The following is an 18,247-nucleotide window of genomic DNA, read 5'->3' as shown; positions in this document are numbered from 1 at the left end:
GTATGAAACCTCAAATATACGGTGTAACTACATTTCATCTCAGGCTGATGGGTGCTGTAGCAGGTGCAATCAGCGTTGTTTTGTATCCGGCTGTTGTTCAAGCCCAAACATTCACACCAGAAACAGAAAATAATCTCCAGAATCAGTTTCCCTCTGCTTCCACCTCAGCCGCAGCAGAGAATCAGATTTCTGTGAACACCTCCAGAGAAGTTGATGAACTTTCTGAGCAAAATCCTTTGGCACAAGACAATCAGATTGATAGTTCGTTGCCAAATATTAACGAACTGACCGCGGTTGAGCCTGTTGTCACAAAAACCAGCATACAACCATTTCAACCAGCAACTGATATTAAAATTCCTAAAAACTTACGTAAAATTGCGGCATCTGTAGACAATCAAAATACAGCGATCAAAATTCTTAACCCATCTACCGATAGTGTGCTAGATATTCCGGCGACTAACGTGAGTGTGCAGTTTTCTAATGGTAGTCAGGTAGAATTGCGCGTCAACGGCGTACTGGTAGATTCTACATTAATTGGACAGACAGAAACTGATAGTCAGACCAATTTAGTCACACAGACATGGTATGGTGTCTCACTCCAAGCCGGAGAAAATATCATCTCTGCACAAGAGGTCGGAAAACCAGAATCATCGCTAAAAGTCAGGATAATAGTGCGGAGTGCGCCAAAAAAGCTCACACTAGAAACAGTTGAAGCTCGTATTCCGGCTGATGGACGTTCGACTGCAACTATTCGTGGTGAATTAATTGATGAAAATGGCAATCGCTCTAACCGCGATGCTGTTGTGACCGTTATCCCAACGGCGGGAGAGTTAGTCGGGAAGGACTTCAAACCTGATGAACCAGGATTTCAGGTAGAAGCGAAAGCTGGAGAGTTTACCGCTACATTACGTTCTGATTTAAAAGCCCAAACCGTCCGCATTCGTGCCATAACCAATGATTTAGAAGCCTTTACCCAACTGCAATTTGAAACGGCTTTGCGTCCGAGTTTATTAACTGGCGTTATCGATGTCCGTTTAGGTGCAAGAGGTACAGATTATTACAGCAGTTTTCGAGATTTTGTCCGTCCTGACAAAGATACCCGCACTCAATTAGATTTTCACTCAGCGATATTTGCCACAGGTGCAATCGGCGAATGGTTGTTTACCGGTGCATATAATAGTTCCCGCACTCTTAACGAAGATTGCAACTGCGACAATCGCTTATTTAGAAATTATCAATTTAACGAGCAGAACTATCCTGTTTATGGTGATAGTTCCCGCACCGATGTTGTTACACCCTCAATAGATAGTGTATTTTTGCGGTTTGAACGCACCTCAAAAATTCCGAATGCGGCTCCTGATTATTTCATGTGGGGTGATTATGACACAGAAGAGTTTGCTCGGATATCTCAGCAATTTACCTCTATTACTCGTCAATTACACGGCTTTAAAACTAACTACAATTTTGGAAATTTTCAATTTACAGGCTTTTATGGCAATAATCTCGAAGGCTTTCAACGAGATACTATTGCGCCTGATGGTACGAGTGGTTATTACTTCCTCTCCAGAAGGTTAGTCATCGCTGGTAGTGAAAATGTCTTTTTGGAATTAGAAGAACTAAACCGTCCTGGTACTGTATTGCAACGAAAACAACTTAGCCGCGGCCCAGACTACGAAATTGATTACGATCGCGGTACATTAATTTTTCGTGAACCAATTCTTCGTACAGATATAGATAGTACTGGACAAGTCTTAGTCCGACGTATTGTAGTGAGCTATCAATATGACAGCCAAGACTCTGACAGTAATATCTATGCAGGTCGATTACAGTATCATTTCTCGCGCACATTGAATCAAGAAAGTTGGTTAGGTGCAACCTTTGTCCAAGAAAATCAAGGAGTGCGAGACTTTCAACTGTATGGTGCAGATGCACTGATTTCGTTAGGTAGTAATGGCAGGCTAATAGCTGAATATGCTCATTCTACAAATGACTCAGAAGTGATTGGCAAAGTCAGTGGTGCAGCTTACCGCTTAGAAGCAGAGGGACAAATTAGCAATACTATTCAAGGACGTGCTTATTATCGATTTGCTGATACAGGCTTTGCTAATAATGCCACCATTAGCTTTGTACCTGGACAAACTCGCTATGGTGGACAAGTCACAGCGAGACTGTCACAAACAACCAATTTTCGGGCGCAATACGACCACGAAGATAACTTTGGAATTGCACCCCAACCACTAGATACTTTTGAAGAACTATTTGCACCACGTTCGGAAGCTACACCAGGGAGTAAAGTTGATAACTCTTTAACAACAATTTCCGCCGGGATTCAACAACGCTTAGGTAAGGCGACGGTTGATGTTGATTGGATTCATCGCCATCGGGAAGATCGGATTCCGGTGAATGCTTTAACGAGTGATTCCCAGCAATTGCGATCGCGTCTGACTTTTCCCATCGCCAAAAACCTGACCTTCGCTGCTCAAAATGAACTTACACTCTCTTCCAGTGCAGATACTGTTTACCCAGACCGTACCATCTTGGGTTTGAATTGGGCAGCTATCCCTGGCGTAAATATCAGTCTCGCCCAACAGTTTTACAGTAGTGGTCAACAGAGTGGGAATTCGATCACCAGTTTAAGCATCAATGGTGAGCATAAACTCGGCACAGATACAACTTTGACGGCTCGTTACTCAATTTTAGGAGGTGCTAACCAACTCACAACTCAAGGGGCTATTGGCCTAAATAACCGTTGGACAATCGCTCCTGGTTTGCGGCTGAATCTGGCTTATGAACATGTATTTGGCAACTTCTTCAACCGCACCGGAGCAGGACAACAATACGCCCAACCTTTTACAGTCGGTCAAGCCGCTTCATCAATTGGTTTTGAAAGTGGCGATAGTTACAGTGCTGGCTTAGAATACAGTGATAACCCTGAGTTCCAAGCCAGTGCGCGTTATGAGCATCGCACTTCTGCGAGTGGTTCTAATACAGTAATTTCGGCAGCAGCCACAGGCAAAATTTCGCCAGCATTGACAGCCTTAGCAAGGTATCAACAGGCAAACTCAGCTAATCAAAAACTCACAGGCTTAGGTGATACGGTAAACCTCAAACTCGGTTTAGCTTACCGTGACCCCAGCAATGATAAATTTAATGCTTTGCTGCGGTATGAATACCGAGAAAATCCAGCGGTGATTCCTGACACGATTTTGTTAGGTAGTGGTACAGGCTCTAAAGACCACACTTTTGCTTTAGAAGCTATTTATGCACCCAATTGGCAATGGGAATTTTACGGTAAATATGCTTTGCGGAACAGTACATCTTACCTAGCCAACGATTTAGTCGGGACTAGTAGCGTGAATTTAGGGCAATTAAGAGCTACTTACCGCTTGGGATACAAGATGGATTTAGTAGGAGAGGCGCGTTGGATAGGGCAAGGTAATTATAGTGAAACAGGCTTTGTTGTCGAAACTGGTTATTATTTATCGCCTAATCTGCGTTTAGCAGCTGGATATGCTTTTGGCAGAGTTGATGACCGAGATTTTTCCGGTGTGCGTTCTGCTGGTGGCCCTTATTTGGGTTTAACCTTGAAACTCAACGAATTATTTGAAGGTTTTGGACAGCAGAAAATCCCACCACCACAACGTTAGAGTTGATAAATCTAGCTTTTTAACTAATTGGTGGTAGATTTAGCGAGACTTTGGGAAATCTAAAAGCTAAAGACTTGGTAAATGAATTAGTCATGTTTCGCCAATAGTATTTCTGAGTATATCGGGAATTTAGTGGTGCGATCGCTATCATTCAATCGACATCAGGAGCTAGTGACACAGCAATGGATCTACTGTACAAACATCTTTTAGCACCCAAAAAAACACCTCGAAAATGCTATCAGAGATTATTCAACAGTGTAGGATTATCATTATTAGCCCTGAGTGTTTGCTCGCAAACTGTCCGAGCCGAAGGAAGCCGCACACTTTATCCTAGTGGAGCTACTGGTAATCGTGCTAACATCGAATGGCGTAATAGTACTTATGGTATAGTACAGCGCCGTACTTTACTCAAAGTCTACGCGCAGGCTGGCGAATATATTCTCATGGGGTCTTCGGCGGTCAAAGTTAGTAATGGTGATATTCGGGTTTTTAGCCCAGGCGCTGTTACCGGTTTCGTTGGTAACGAAAACATTCCTTCTTCAGCGGCTTTTAGCTGTAAGGCTCAATCAGGAACAAATACAGGTAGAATTACTAGCCGGACTCTAGAGTTAGCTGGGCCACGTTCTGCTGATGGTACAGGTAATACCAGTGGTTATATACCTTGTGTTTATCAAGCACCAACCACCGGCGTTTATACTATCGTCTTTTCTGGCCCATCAGGAGAAAACTCTAACAACGAGACAGCCTCCACAGGTGAAATTGAGTTAACTAGTGCCAACAATTTTAATGGTCAGCAAAGTACCAGTGTTGCAGCTTGGGATGTCACAGTCCGCAGCAGTGCCAGCTCAACCACAGATATTAACGGTAGGCTATTCAGTTACTATTTTGCCTTTTTTACTGGTGATAACGGTCGATATCTCAATTTTCCCGTTTATCCAGTCACGACAGATGGCTACCAATATGAAATCAAGCTCAGAGGTACAGACCCGAATGGATTCATTCTTTACGGCAACCAAGTAGGATTTTATGATAGCGATGGTAAGACACCCCTCTATCATAATGTTCTGGCAAAAGATAATACCCTAAGTCCCCTAGAAGGGGGTACTACCTTATCTCGCCCACAATATGCCACATTTTTGAATCCTTTAGATACACAAGCACTGTCATCTATTGATCGCTACAGACCTGATGGCACCTTGGATGGTACTGGTATTCCTCTTACACCTACTGTACCCAGTGTAAGTAATTTGAATTTTTTAGGTACTGCTAGTGGCAATACAAGTTCTTTAGGTACAGGCGGTACTTTTACTTTTAACACCAACATAGCAGGTAACTACGAAATCGTTATTAGTAGAGATGGCTCAAATTTTGACCCGACTAACAGCCAAAACCGTGTGTTAAGAGGTGTGATGAACGTATCAGGCTTACAGTCTGTGAGTTGGAATGGTAAAGATAATAGCGGTGATAATTTCCCAGTGGGAACTAACTATCCAGTCCGTGTCAAGGTTCATTCAGGGGAATATCACTTTCCTTTACTGGATGCAGAGAATAACTTTTCTGGTGGGCCGACCATTACAATGCTGAACAGTACTAATCCCTTGGGAAATACCACTGTATTTTATGATGACCGCGGATACACAACTATTGGCGGTACAAATGTTGGTGTTCCAGGTAATGTACTTTGTGGTGTTGGTCAACCAAACCCAGCTTTTAGCAACCCAATTTCTGGGTTTAACAGCAGTAACAATGACCGGAAATTTGGTCAGTTTGGTAATAATGGTAACACCAATGTAAAATGTACTGGTTCTTTTGGCGACGCTAAAGGACTAGATTTATGGACTTTTTATCCCAGTAATACAGAAACAACACCATTAAATATTATTAATTTTGGTACAACTATCTCTGGCACTTTATATGAAGATACCGATCGCGGAGATGATTTTGATACAGTTGAACCAACTTTACCTGCTGGGATTAATGTCAAACTAATCAAAGCTAGTGATAACTCTGTTGTCACCGTAACTAGTACGGACGCTTCTGGTAATTACACTTTTACCGGTGTGGCAAATGGTAGTTATAAAATTCAAGTTGATACCACCAATAGCAACATTCCTGTAGGGTTTTCTTTGGGTACACCTAATGACCTAGCAGTTACTGTCTCTGGAAGTGCGATAACCAATCAAAACTTCGGCTTTGATGTTTACAAAGTCTCGCCTCAAGCCGGCAAAATTATTATTAATGAAGTGCTATATAACGAAACAGGATCAAATAACAGTGCCAGTACAAATGATGAGTTTATCGAACTTTATAATGCTTCCTCTTCAACTGTTGATTTAAGTGGTGTCAAATTAGCAGATGGCAATCTCATTGTTAATAGTGTTGAGGCTACAGCAAATAGCTTTAATTACACCTTTCCCAGTGGCACAACTTTAAAACCAGGAGAATACGCCGTTATTTGGATAGGTTCTAAAAACTCCAACACTCAAGCTTCAGATGCAGCGTTTCAAGATTGGCTAGGGGTTTCAACTCGACTGACTAACACCGGTGATGATGTCTGGTTGTACGATAGCCAAAATCAAATTATTGATTATGTTGCTTATGGTTCTAGTGGTGCAATTAACACACCTCCACCTAGTTCTCTGAATCTTTGGGACGATACTTATCAATCATCCCTTGATAATGCCAGTGATGGTCAGTCTATTAGCTTGACGGCAAATGGTAACGATACCAATACTAGTGCTTGTTGGGAACAATCTACCAGTACCAATTCCAGCAGCAGATGTTCCACTTATTTACCAACTAGAGATACGGATATTATTGGTAATCGCATTACTAGCGTTGGTGTAAATAATAACGGTAGTAAGGCAAACCTAGTATTAGTCAAACGAATTACCCGTATTAATAATCAAGCTTTAACTAATGTTGTGGATGGTCGTAGTAATGTCGCTACAAGTGCCACCGATTACGTTCCATCACCTTACGATACTGATGATAATGATGGCAAATGGCCTAGTAACTACTTGCGAGGGCAAATAAATGCTGGTGCTATCAAGCCAGGGGATGAAGTCGAATATACAATTTATTTTCTCTCTAATGGTGGCAATAGTGCTAATAATGTCAAATTCTGTGATTTAATCCCATCTAATAGTACTTTTATTACCACAGCTTTTAATGGTCAAACTCCAAATGATGGTGTTTCCGGAGGAAACCAAGGTATTGCAATGGCTGTTGGTTCTACTACACCCACTGTTTATTTTAGTAACACAGCAGATGCTGATCGAGGCGCTTTTTACGCTGCCAATGATTCATCTACACCTGCGAACTGCGGTAATAATACAAATGGGGCTGTAGTAGTCAATGTTACCAATTCTAGTCTAACGAGCTTACCTGCGGCGACGGGAAAAGGCACACCAACTAATTCTTATGGTTTTATTAGGTTCCGTGTCAAGATAAACTAACAGGATTTATACAGAAAGTTTGTCTGTAACAATTGGGTGCCAGGGTGTAAGTCTTCAAAACCCTTACACCTATTCTTAACAGGCAACTTTTGTGATTAAGTCCTATACTCTATTGTGTGTTAGGTAGAGTATTGCCGCAGTTTTTACAGGGTATGGCAGAACCAATTAAGATTCTTTTACAAACAACAATTCCCACCACTGAAAACGACTGGAGCATTTTCCGGTTTTCAATGCTACAGGAATATTTAGCCTCTATTCAAGATGAAGCGGGTAATTTTTTATTTACAGTTGTAGCACGCGATCGCATTTCCGATGCCGAAGGCAATGATCCGATTTTAGGAAGCCTTGACCAATCTGATTTTGATGAACTTTGGTTATTTGCTTTAGATGTTGGTGATGGTTTAACCGCCAAAGATATTGCGGGAATTAACGCTTTTCGCCAACGTGGGGGCGGAATTTTAACCACCCGCGACCATCAAGATATGGGCTGTTCTATGTGCGATTTAATTGATATTGGCGAGATTCATTATTTCAATAGCAAAAATCCTGACCCAGATCAATCTCGTTGGTGTCGAGATGACCCCTATACAACTTATATTTCTTGGCCTAACTATCATTCAGGCGCGAATGGTGATTATCAACAAATCACTGTTGTTGAACCAATTCACGAACTATTAAAAAATCCAAATTCACCATCAGGTGTAATTGAATTTTTTCCAGCACATCCCCATGAAGGCGGAATTGGTATACCTTCCAGTAATCCCAAGGCGCAGGTAATTGCTTTAGGAAAAAGCTTAATCACAGGTCGTGATTTCAATTTAATTGTGGCAGTTGATCATTACCAAGATGCACAAGGTAATAATTTAGGACGTACTGTCGCTACTTCCAGTTTTCATCATTTTGTGGATTACAACTGGGATATTACTAAAGGCTGTCCTAGTTTTGTGGATGAACCACCTGGCAATGGGATGAAAAACGAGCCACGGGCTGTAGAAGATATTAAAACTTATGTTCGTAATCTAGCTTTGTGGCTGGCAAAAAAAGCCTGAAGTCTGAAATGAAAAAATTTTATAGTCAGGCTTTTAGCAATTTGGAATGAAGTATGAAGATGAAAGCATGAAATTTCACACTTCATACTTCACCCTAGCCTGCGGCGAGCCGCTACGCGTCTACATACTTTTAATTACGCATCATTCAAAGCTGCAATACCGGGCAGAACTTTGCCTTCGAGTAATTCTAAGCTTGCACCGCCACCGGTAGAAATATGGCTCATTTGATCAGCCAAACCTACTTTTTCTACAGCCGCAACAGAGTCACCACCACCGATAATGGTAGTTGTACCTGTTTTGCTGATATCTGCAAGAGTATGTGCGATCGCTTCTGTACCGACAGCAAATTTATCAAACTCAAACACACCCATAGGCCCGTTCCAAATTACAGTCTTGCAATCAGCTAAAGCTTCTTGGAAGACTTTCACAGAATCAGGGCCAATATCCAAGCCCATACCATCAGCAGGGATATTCTCAATGCTGACAGTAGTTGCATTGGCATCGGGGGCAAATTTATCCGCCGAGACAATATCTGTAGGTAGCAAGAAGGTAACACCTTTTTCTTTCGCTTTGGCTTCCAAAGATTTTGCTAGTTCCAGCTTGTCTTCTTCTACCAAAGACTTACCAACATTTAAACCACGGGCTTTGTAGAAGGTGAAAATCATTCCACCGCCAATGATTAGCTTGTCGCACTTCTCTAGGAGAGTTTCGATCACGCCGATTTTGCTAGATACCTTGGAACCACCAACAATTGCAGCCAAAGGACGTTGAGGATTTTCAATCGCGCTTTGGAGGTATTGCAATTCTTTTTCAATCAAATATCCAGCCACAGAAGGACTCAGATAATGAGTCACACCTTCTGTAGAAGCATGGGCGCGGTGTGCTGTGCCGAAAGCATCATTTACGTAAAAATCAGCGTTAGAAGCTAGTTTTTTCGCAAATTCTGGATCATTTCCTTCTTCTTCTTTGTAGAAACGGACATTTTCTAGTAACAGCACTTGGCCATTTGCTAACGCCGCGACTTTAGCCGCCACTTCATCACCAATACAGTCATCAGTTTTAACAACTTCTTGCCCTAACAACTCAGAGAGGCGCTTGGCAACAGGTGTGAGACGCAATTTTTCATCAACACCTTTGGGACGACCAAAATGGCTTGCTAGAATGACCTTAGCGCCCTTCTGCGTCAAATCTTTAATGGTTGGTAAAGCAGCGCGAATGCGAGTATCATCTGTGATGTTGCCTTGGTCATCCACAGGCACATTAAAGTCAACTCGCACAAAAGCGCGTTTACCAGAAATATCAGCCGCAGATAAACTTGCTAAAGTTTTTTTGGACACAGCCAAACCCTCCTGATTGCCTTTTTGTTATCGTTTTGAAAGTATAACCATCAAGATTTTACCGGAGTCTGGGGTGCGGAGGAGAGATATGTTTAAGACAGTATTATTTCCAATCGATCAAAGTCGGGAAGCACGGGAAGCTGCTGATGTAGTGGCTAATGTCGTGCAGAAGTACGGAAGCCGCTTGGTTTTGCTATCTGTGGTTGAGGAAACCGCCACAGAAACGCCAGCACCAAGTCCTGATCCGATGGTGTCGCCAGAAGTAGTTGCTAAACTGCTAGAAAATGCCCAAGCTTTATTCTCACAGCAAGGTATTCAGTCTGAAATTCTAGAAAGACAGGGAAAACCAGCGTTTACTATTTGTGATGTGGCTGATGAAATTGGCGCGGATTTAATTATTATGGGCTGTCGCGGGCTTGGCTTAACTGATGAAGGTGCAACTGACAGTGTGACAACAAGAGTGATTAATCTTTCTCCTTGTCCAGTGTTGATTGTGCCTTAGTTTCTTAGGTGATAGGTGATAGGTTACAGGTGACAGTATATGTCGTGGCAAGCCTTGAGTATGGCATTATAACTGTCTTGTGGGATGGGCTTCTGGCCTGTCCAATGTGGGTAGGCGGCCCACAGCACAAGAGTTTATGCACTATTTTAGCTTTGCCACGTCACTACAAATTAAAATGGCGTTGCATAAATGCGGGATGAATGGGCGGTTGAAACCATTGAAAGCTCGTTCCAAATTGAGCGAAATCATCCCCTGATTCAGCAACGCCATTAAAATCAGTTATTTTTTGACTAAAAAATAGGCTGTAACATACTCAGGTAATTGCTGAATATACTGGTTAAATTCTTGGCGATTTTGAAAAATTCCTGCTAAAAAATCGAGTTGGTAAAGATTGGGTAAAAAGGCTCCACCAGTATCGGCAATTACTCCCATTCTGAGATTTTTACGCCCACCTTGGTTATGTTCTATAACGACTACTTTACCTAAGCCAACATTGAGGACATCGCCAGCAAAAGTCACTCCTGGTTTAATTGAAATTTTGGCATCTATTTTGTGACCATAACCTTTAATGGCATCTACTTTTTTAAAATACCAATAACGCTTTTGGGCTGTTCCTTTTAAGCCCCGGACATAAGACATCCCATTATTTCTATCGACATTAAAGAATGCTTGAGAACCATCGGTAAATTTAATCAAGATAGTACCTTGTAAAAGAGCTTCTTCTAAGCCGTCACGGGTGAGATAAGCTAATGGTTGAACTTTGCCAAATTCTTTACCACCTTGTTCATAAATACCGGATAAAACATCTTGCTTGGTGTAACGAGTATAAAATTTATCTGTAATTGCGTTATCTTTTAAACTATAAATTGCTGTATTAAATTTAGCTGTTTTAGTATGAGAACCCGTATGGGTAAATACTGCATATTTGGTGATGCGTAGCTGTTTTTGACGAGTATTTTGCTTGTTATAAGCATTCCACTTAATTACCCGAAAATTTTGATTGATAAAATTCGGGTCTTGGAGACGTGTCGGGCGATTATTTGCTATGTCTTCTTTTAAGACAACAATCATGAAATCTAATGTTTTAAGAACATCTTCGACACTGACTCCTTGAGTTCCTAATACACCTTTACGTTGAATATCTGGGTCATCTGTAGCGTGGTCTTTGAAATATTGTCGGGTATTGACAAGGGTACTTAATAAATCTGTTTGATTAAAATTAACTTTGCTGGTTGGTAATTTAGTTGTCGATAAAATTTGATTCCCATTAATACTAAATTTATAATTCTTCCACTCGTCAATTACGGGATAGCCAACAGATACACCAGCCGCATATTTATCAGGTGCATTCAGGCTCAGATTTTGCATTCCAGCCAAGGAAATTTGCGGTTGAGATGGAGCAGAATTATCTTGACTATTTGCTGATGATGGGAGTTGTATGTTTTTTAACTGTGAGGGAAAATAGCTATGAGCAAATATAGCAGTTAATAAGGAAGTAATACCCAAAGACAGATTGAGTGTGTGACGCAAAAAGTTACTCATAGGCTCGAAAAAATTGCTATTAATCAATAATAATTACACTTGCTTAATATCTGGGCGATATTAATTTGACAATCCAGTAACCGTGATTACAATAGTGGCATTATAACTAAGTTCATCTTGCTAAAATCAAGCTCACAAAATTCAGTACTTCCCATCATCAGCTAATAAATAGATACTCGGTAAGAGAAGAGTCATGAAACTCTGGTGATAAATTGTGCGGAAGATTCATGGAAAATTTACAGTATTTATCCAGAAGAAAATAACTCATATTACCGTTGTTCTGTCAATACGTAACATTTGTACAAATAGCAGCAAATGATACTGTCAAAAATCTTACATGACAGTTTAATCATCAATAATCTAAAAAAAATCTAAAAAATGTTAAGTATCTCCATTAATCAACCTTTACCTAGAGTGCCGCGTTTGGTGACAGTTTTACCAGGGACTCGCGCTAAAGCAATTGTAGAACGCGATCGCGCTGTAACTTCCCCATCTTATACCCGCGACTATCCCTTAGTGGTGGCTCGCGGTCAAGGCTGTATGGTGGAAGATGTGGACGGCAATGTATTTTTAGATATGACAGCTGGTATTGCTGTCACCGCTACTGGACACGCCCACCCAGAAGTTGTGCAAGCTATTCAAGAACAGTCGGCTTGTTTGCTGCACATGTCAGGGACGGATTTTTATTATGAACCAATGGTGGAATTAGCGGAAAAATTAGCTTTTCGCGCTCCCTTTCCTGAAGGTGCAAAGGTATTTTTTACCAATTCTGGGGCGGAGTCCAACGAAGGCGCAATTAAACTAGCTCGATATTACACCAAGCGATCGCTCATCGTTGCCTTTTTGGGTGCATTCCACGGACGTACCTACGGCGCAATGTCCCTGACTGGTTCTAAAACAGTGCAACGGGCTAACTTTGGGGCGTTAGTTCCGGGAGTAACTCACATTCCTTACGGCACACACGCCAGTTTAGATTATTTAGAAACCCAGTTATTTCATACCATACTACCGCCCCAGGAAGTCGCAGCGATTTTTGTTGAGCCAATTCAAGGCGAAGGCGGTTATATTGTCCCTGAAGATGGATTTTTGCAAAGAATTCGAGATATCTGCGATCGCTACGGCATATTAATGGTAGTAGATGAAGTGCAATCAGGGATGGGGCGTACAGGCCGCTTATTTGCTATTGAACATTGGGGTGTAATGCCCGATATTATCACCACCGCTAAAGGTCTTGCCAGTGGTTTACCCCTCGGCGCAATTCTCGCCCGCCCAGAATTGATGACTTGGCCTCCTGGTTCCCACGCTACCACATTCGGCGGCAACCCTGTGGCTTGTGCGGCGGCTTTAGCAACATTGCGACTGTTAGAAAGCGGCTTAATAACCAACGCTACCCAAATGGGCGAACTATTACAAGCTGGCTTAACCCAGTTACATCAAAGATTTCCCAAAATGTCGTTACCTAGAGGTAAAGGTTTGATGGTAGCCGTGGATTTAGTCGATGCAGCTGGTAACTATGATAGTAAATTACGCGATCGCATCATCCAAGAAGCCTTTTTACGCGGTTTATTATTACTTGGTTGTGGAAAAGCCGCCATTCGTTTTTGTCCACCCTTAATTATTGACAGTCACCAAATACAAACCGCCCTAAATATTCTCTCTGATATTCTCAAAAGTGCTGAGTAGACAAGGTAGAGGGGGTAGACAAGGTAGAAAGATTGCTCCCTTTGTCCCAATACAGTTCAGTTAAGCATTTCTTTCTTCTTTCTTCTCTCTGCGTCCTTGGCGTACTTGGCGGTTCGTTAAAAAATTTGTCTTTGATAAAGAGTTTTAGCTTTAACTGAACCGTATTGCCCTTTGTCCCCCTTGTCTCCCTTGTCCCCCTTGTCCCCTACCCCTCTGCGTGAAAAATTATGACCCCCGAACTCGCATCTTATCTCTGGGAAGCACTTTGGCAAGAATACAAAGCCAGAGTCAATTATGCTCAAATTTACGAAAAAATGATTATGAATGCGGGTGGAACCGTCGCTAACGACCATATTGCTTTTCGTTCTTTGCGGTTGCTAGTCGATACTCCCCAAGGAAAAATTAACTTAGGTATCAATCACTTAGCACAAATAGCTGAAGCATTGGGTTACGAAGTTGCGGGTGAATATACATTTACCGCTACCCATCTTTATGCGCGTCACTATCAACATCCCCAAGCAGTAGAATTTGACTTACCCAAACTTTTTATTAGTGAATTAATTGTTGATGAATTACCAGAAAATATTGCCCAACTCATTTATCAAACAGTCTCAAAAATTCCTGACACAATGCTTTCTTTCTGGACACCTATTTTCTCAGATAAAAAACAATTAAAGCAAATCTTTTCTCGTCCTTGGCAAGTTCCCCAACGTTCCGTTGTGGAGGAAGTGAACAAAATCACTCAATATGGCGCTTGGGTATTGTTGCATGGTTACGCCGTCAATCACTTTACAGGATATATTAACCGCCAAAATACCCCTGCATATCCTGATATAGATACTACTGCTGAGGCTTTAGCGAAATTAGGTGTCCCGATGAAAACCGAAATTGAAGGTGATTTAACTTGTGGTTTGCGCCAAACTGCAACTCACGCCGTCTCAGAAATGGTGACAGTCTTAGATAACAACAGTCAAGCAGAAATCCAAATACCTTGGACTTACGCTTATTATGAACTTGCCCAGCGTTACATAGTAGAGTCGGAACCTGGTAAACCAGCACTATTTCAGGCTTTTTTGGGCAGAAATGCTCAACATTTGTTTGAAATGACTAGAAAAATAGCCTAAGTGTCCTCCTTATATAGATTCCTATGAAGATTGGGTGTAAGGGTGTATGGGGGTAAGAATTTCGAGAACATAGACTCTCATTTAAAACTTCAATTTCCCCTTTTCTTACTTTGTAACCTGTAACCTATAACCTGTAACCTCTCACCTATCCCCTGCTGATCTAAGAAACATAAGCTCCTGATGGACATTCATGGTAAACGTAAGATTTAATCAAAGTATTCTAAGCCGCCAGGAATTTTAGAGGGAACCAATGAATAAAATTATACTGAGTTTACTTTCCACTCCGATGCTGATTAGTTCTATCCTGTCGATGACAGCGATGGTTAATCAAGCACAAGCAGCAGAACCAGTAGTTAAAAATACTGAAGACCGTTTATCTTGTATCCGCAATAAGCATAAGGTTGGCTTAGTATGTGCTAGAGCTTCTGTGTTAGCACAACTCCCAACTGAACAGGCTGAAGTAGAATTTTCTAACGATAATGTCCCGATGTTAGAGTTCAGTGACCAAGAAAGTGAAATGGCAGTTACTTTGTTTGGTTGTGACTGTCCAGCCTGCATCAATTCGTTGCGTCAAATGAGTGGTGCTAGACCTTTGGTTTATTAAACCTGCACAGGCGATCGCTGTCAATTTATCTGTTGTCAACCAAGACTTTAGCGATGCGATCGCTATTTTCTTATTTACTTATTTCCCATTTGGCTTCAGATAAATTATCTTTTAAACTTGAGTAAACTATATATATACTGCCATCTCCAAAATTATAAGTGCTATGGGTAAACTTAATAGATATTTCTTTGAAGTTTGTTGTCAAAATCACCTTGCCATTTCTTGATAAACCTTTATATTTCTCTGGCAATTCTATCTCTTCTATACATTTTTCTAGTTCAAAATGATTTTGAAGACATCGAATTTGTCCATGTATTTTTCCTACTTTAATTAAACTGACTATATATTCTCTCGGCTGGCGATAAATATTCAAGTTGTTAGCAGGAATAGTTTGATAAGCATTGTGAGCAATTCCGCTCACAAAACACAAAATTCCTAAAGTTAAGATAATCAATGTAAAATATTCAGATTTTTGGCTTTTATTTTTAGCGATCATTATAAATGATCTGGTTAAAGCGAATCCATTCAAAACAGCTATAGGTAAACAAATAAATAAAAAGATAAAACTCAGGGATATCCCCGTTTGCGGTGAATAGATTTTCCAGAAAGGAAAGCTAATATTAGTTGCTAATATTGTGATACAGAATATGAGAATTGAAACTATCCTAAATATCATCAGCATTTGGTGATAGCGAATGTTGGTCATTAATAGCTTGCCCATTAGTTTGCCACACCAAAAATCAAAAGTCACTGAACATAGAAATTGTAGTGAATTGGCAACAGAACTATCAGAAATATCTATTCTGTCAAATCTAAAAATTAAATTAAATAAAATTTAAAACGATAAATCTGTTTTATGATTTTCAAAATCATTGGAGTTATGATAAAAACTGTTAATTAACTTGTGAAATCAAAATCTGCTCAATCAACAACTTTTGTAACAAACAAAACAAATTGTAAAGTGATATTACAAACATTGCAAAAATATTTAGAAATTGTTTTATAGCCAAACATGGCTCTAACGTAGAACCTATAGGAAAGACTTGAGGCAAGTGTCATGAACATTAGTGATATAAAAAACTATCGATTTGTCTGTACACTCACTTTTGGCGATATTTACGGTCAAATTATTGTTTGGCTGATTACAATTGCAGTTAGTCTGGCATCTGCCTTAGCCTTAATGGGTGCGAGACGACCGGTATATGCTTTAGCAACTGTAGGTTTAATTGTGCTGCTTTCGTTGCCTTTCTTGCTATTTGCTTTTGTAACTACATTGTTAAATCATATTGAACTAGTTGCTATAGAACCAGGAACCAAAACTGTACCTATCCCTGGTAATATTTCCCAGCAAAAACCTGTACAAGCTACCACCTGAAAAGTGGAGAGTAGTAAATTTTATTAATTGTTGGTGCTGAATTCTGAACGAATGATTAATTTCCCTGTCAACAGACGGGGAATTTTTTTGTAAAGATTAGAAACTGCTCAGTGAATCGCATCTCTACAATAGAACAGCAGCTTTTTGCGATCGGGGACTAGTTATGCTGGAACATGATGTGATTATTGTCGGGGGCGGATTGGCAGGATGTCGGGCGGCTGTGGAAATTGCCCGTACTGACCCCAGTTTAAATGTTGCTGTAGTCGCTAAAACTCACCCTATCCGTTCTCATTCGGTTGCAGCCCAAGGCGGAATGGCTGCATCGTTAAAAAATGTTGATACAGAAGATTCTTGGGAAGCACACGCTTTTGATACGGTCAAAGGTTCTGATTACTTAGCCGACCAAGATGCAGTAGCGATTCTCACTCAAGAAGCGCCTGATGTGGTGATTGACTTAGAACACATGGGTGTTTTATTCTCGCGCTTACCTGATGGACGCATCGCCCAACGGGCTTTCGGTGGACATTCTCACAATCGCACCTGTTACGCGGCTGATAAAACTGGTCACGCAATTTTGCATGAATTAGTCAATAATCTGCGGCGTTACGGTGTGCAGATTTATCAAGAGTGGTACGTAATGCGCCTGATTTTAGAAGAAGGGCAGGCGAAAGGTTTGGTGATGTATCACCTCTTGGATGGGCATATAGAGGTGGTTAGGGCAAAAGCGGTAATGTTTGCCACTGGTGGTTATGGTCGCGTTTATAACACCACATCCAACGATTACGCTTCTACAGGCGATGGTTTGGCGATGACTGCACTTGCAGGTTTACCCTTGGAAGATATGGAGTTTGTGCAGTTCCATCCCACAGGTTTATATCCGGTCGGGGTGTTAATTTCAGAAGCAGTCCGGGGAGAAGGGGCGTATTTAATTAATAGTGAGGGCGATCGCTTTATGGCGAACTACGCACCCAGCCGTATGGAACTTGCCCCCCGCGATATTACCTCACGGGCGATCGCTTATGAAATTCGCGCCGGGCGTGGCGTTCATCCCGATGGTAGTGCTGGCGGCCCCTTTGTCTATCTCGACTTGCGCCATTTGGGCAAGGAAAAAATTATGAGTCGCGTTCCCTTTTGTTGGGAAGAAGCCCATCGCTTAGTCGGCGTTGATGCGGTGACTCAACCAATGCCTGTCCGCCCGACAATTCATTATTGTATGGGTGGTATACCTGTGAACACTAATGGTCAAGTCCGCAGTAGTGATGATGGTTTAGTAGAAGGCTTTTTTGCTGCGGGTGAAACTGCTTGCGTTTCCGTTCATGGGGCAAATCGGTTAGGTAGTAACTCGCTATTAGAATGTGTAGTTTATGGCAAACGCACTGGGGCTGCGATCGCTCAATATGTGCAAAAACGCAAATTACCTACTATTGAAGAACAACGTTACATCAAAGAAGCCCAGCAAGAAATTCAAGCTTTACTAGAACAACCAGGACAGTATCGGATTAACCAAGTCCGCCAAGCCTTTCAAGATACCATGACTGAATTTTGCGGCGTTTTCCGCACCCAAGAATTAATGAGTCAAGGTTGGGAAAAAATCACAGAAATTCAGCAAAAATACTCTCAAGTTTACTTAGACGACAAGGGTAGTTGCTGGAATACCGAACTAGTAGAAGCTTTAGAACTACGAAGCTTAATGGTAGTTGGGCAAACAATTTTAGCATCCGCCTTAAATCGCCAAGAAAGTCGCGGCGCACACTTCCGCGAAGACTTCCCCCAGCGAGATGATGTGAAATTCCTCCAACATACAATGGCTTACTATTCACCCGCAGGTATTGATATTCAATATCGCCCTGTAGTGATTAATATGTTTCAGCCACAAGAGAGGAAGTATTAGTTAAGTGTCGGGGATAAGAGCGTATAACAATCTTC

At 41.3% G+C, this 18,247-nt stretch carries 12 protein-coding genes; 9 read left to right on the top strand and 3 right to left on the bottom strand.

Translation table 11 applies throughout. The annotated features are described in order from the left end of the window. Positions 1-2: 2 nt before the first annotated feature. The 3 genes from H6G75_RS01410 (at position 3) to H6G75_RS01400 (ending at position 8,154) form a co-directional block, all read left to right on the top strand. Positions 3-3,647 carry a TonB-dependent receptor gene (locus tag H6G75_RS01410; protein ID WP_190978217.1) on the top strand — a complete coding sequence of 1,215 codons (3,645 nt, stop codon included), beginning with the start codon at positions 3-5 and terminating at the stop codon, positions 3,645-3,647. Between the two features lie 182 nt (positions 3,648-3,829). Continuing rightward, positions 3,830-7,105, top strand: coding sequence for a lamin tail domain-containing protein (locus H6G75_RS01405; protein WP_190978216.1), 3,276 nt, complete (start codon positions 3,830-3,832; stop codon positions 7,103-7,105). A 152-nt stretch (positions 7,106-7,257) separates the two neighbouring features. Further along, on the top strand, positions 7,258-8,154 hold the full coding sequence (locus H6G75_RS01400) for a hypothetical protein (RefSeq protein ID WP_190978215.1): 897 nt from the start codon (positions 7,258-7,260) through the stop codon (positions 8,152-8,154). Positions 8,155-8,288: 134 nt separating this feature from the next. Here the strand turns inward: H6G75_RS01400 and H6G75_RS01395 are convergent, their stop codons facing one another. Continuing rightward, on the bottom strand, positions 8,289-9,491 hold the full coding sequence (locus tag H6G75_RS01395; RefSeq protein WP_190978214.1) for a phosphoglycerate kinase: 1,203 nt from the start codon (positions 9,489-9,491) through the stop codon (positions 8,289-8,291). 88 nt (positions 9,492-9,579) lie between these two features. Here H6G75_RS01395 and H6G75_RS01390 point away from each other — a divergent pair, with 88 nt between their 5' ends. Continuing rightward, on the top strand, positions 9,580-9,993 hold the full coding sequence (locus tag H6G75_RS01390) for a universal stress protein (protein ID WP_190978213.1): 414 nt from the start codon (positions 9,580-9,582) through the stop codon (positions 9,991-9,993). A 279-nt stretch (positions 9,994-10,272) separates the two neighbouring features. Here H6G75_RS01390 and H6G75_RS01385 read toward each other — a convergent pair whose 3' ends face one another. Next, complete coding sequence (locus H6G75_RS01385; RefSeq protein ID WP_190978212.1) at positions 10,273-11,535, bottom strand: hypothetical protein; 1,263 nt, start codon at positions 11,533-11,535, stop codon at positions 10,273-10,275. 378 nt (positions 11,536-11,913) lie between these two features. Between H6G75_RS01385 and H6G75_RS01380 the strand changes: the two genes are divergently transcribed. The 3 genes from H6G75_RS01380 (at position 11,914) to H6G75_RS01370 (ending at position 14,946) form a co-directional block, all read left to right on the top strand. Further along, entirely contained in the window at positions 11,914-13,218 is a 1,305-nt protein-coding gene (locus H6G75_RS01380) for an acetyl ornithine aminotransferase family protein (RefSeq protein ID WP_190978211.1), read from the top strand. A gap of 227 nt (positions 13,219-13,445) precedes the next feature. Beyond that, the gene (locus H6G75_RS01375) at positions 13,446-14,342 is read left to right on the top strand and encodes a DUF1338 domain-containing protein (protein WP_190978210.1); all 897 of its coding nucleotides are present in this window, start codon (positions 13,446-13,448) and stop codon (positions 14,340-14,342) included. Positions 14,343-14,592: 250 nt separating this feature from the next. Next, positions 14,593-14,946 carry a hypothetical protein gene (locus tag H6G75_RS01370; protein WP_190978209.1) on the top strand — a complete coding sequence of 118 codons (354 nt, stop codon included), beginning with the start codon at positions 14,593-14,595 and terminating at the stop codon, positions 14,944-14,946. Positions 14,947-15,016: 70 nt separating this feature from the next. On the opposite strand, the gene H6G75_RS01365 is transcribed toward H6G75_RS01370, so the two are convergent. Continuing rightward, positions 15,017-15,667, bottom strand: a complete 651-nt coding sequence (locus H6G75_RS01365) for a hypothetical protein (RefSeq protein WP_190978208.1) — start codon at positions 15,665-15,667, stop codon at positions 15,017-15,019. 336 nt (positions 15,668-16,003) lie between these two features. On the opposite strand from H6G75_RS01365, the gene H6G75_RS01360 reads away from it, so the two are divergent. Together H6G75_RS01360 and H6G75_RS01355 are read left to right on the top strand one after the other, a co-directional pair. Beyond that, positions 16,004-16,321, top strand: a complete 318-nt coding sequence (locus tag H6G75_RS01360; RefSeq protein ID WP_062288069.1) for a hypothetical protein — start codon at positions 16,004-16,006, stop codon at positions 16,319-16,321. Between the two features lie 163 nt (positions 16,322-16,484). Further along, positions 16,485-18,212, top strand: a complete 1,728-nt coding sequence (locus H6G75_RS01355; protein WP_190978207.1) for a succinate dehydrogenase/fumarate reductase flavoprotein subunit — start codon at positions 16,485-16,487, stop codon at positions 18,210-18,212. Positions 18,213-18,247 lie beyond the last annotated feature (35 nt).

It is taken from the genome of Nostoc sp. FACHB-280 (assembly GCF_014697615.1).
Taxonomy (GTDB): domain Bacteria; phylum Cyanobacteriota; class Cyanobacteriia; order Cyanobacteriales; family Nostocaceae; genus Nostoc_B.
The sequence above is the reverse complement of the archived record's forward strand: the minus strand, read 5'-3'. Positions and strand labels throughout refer to the sequence as shown.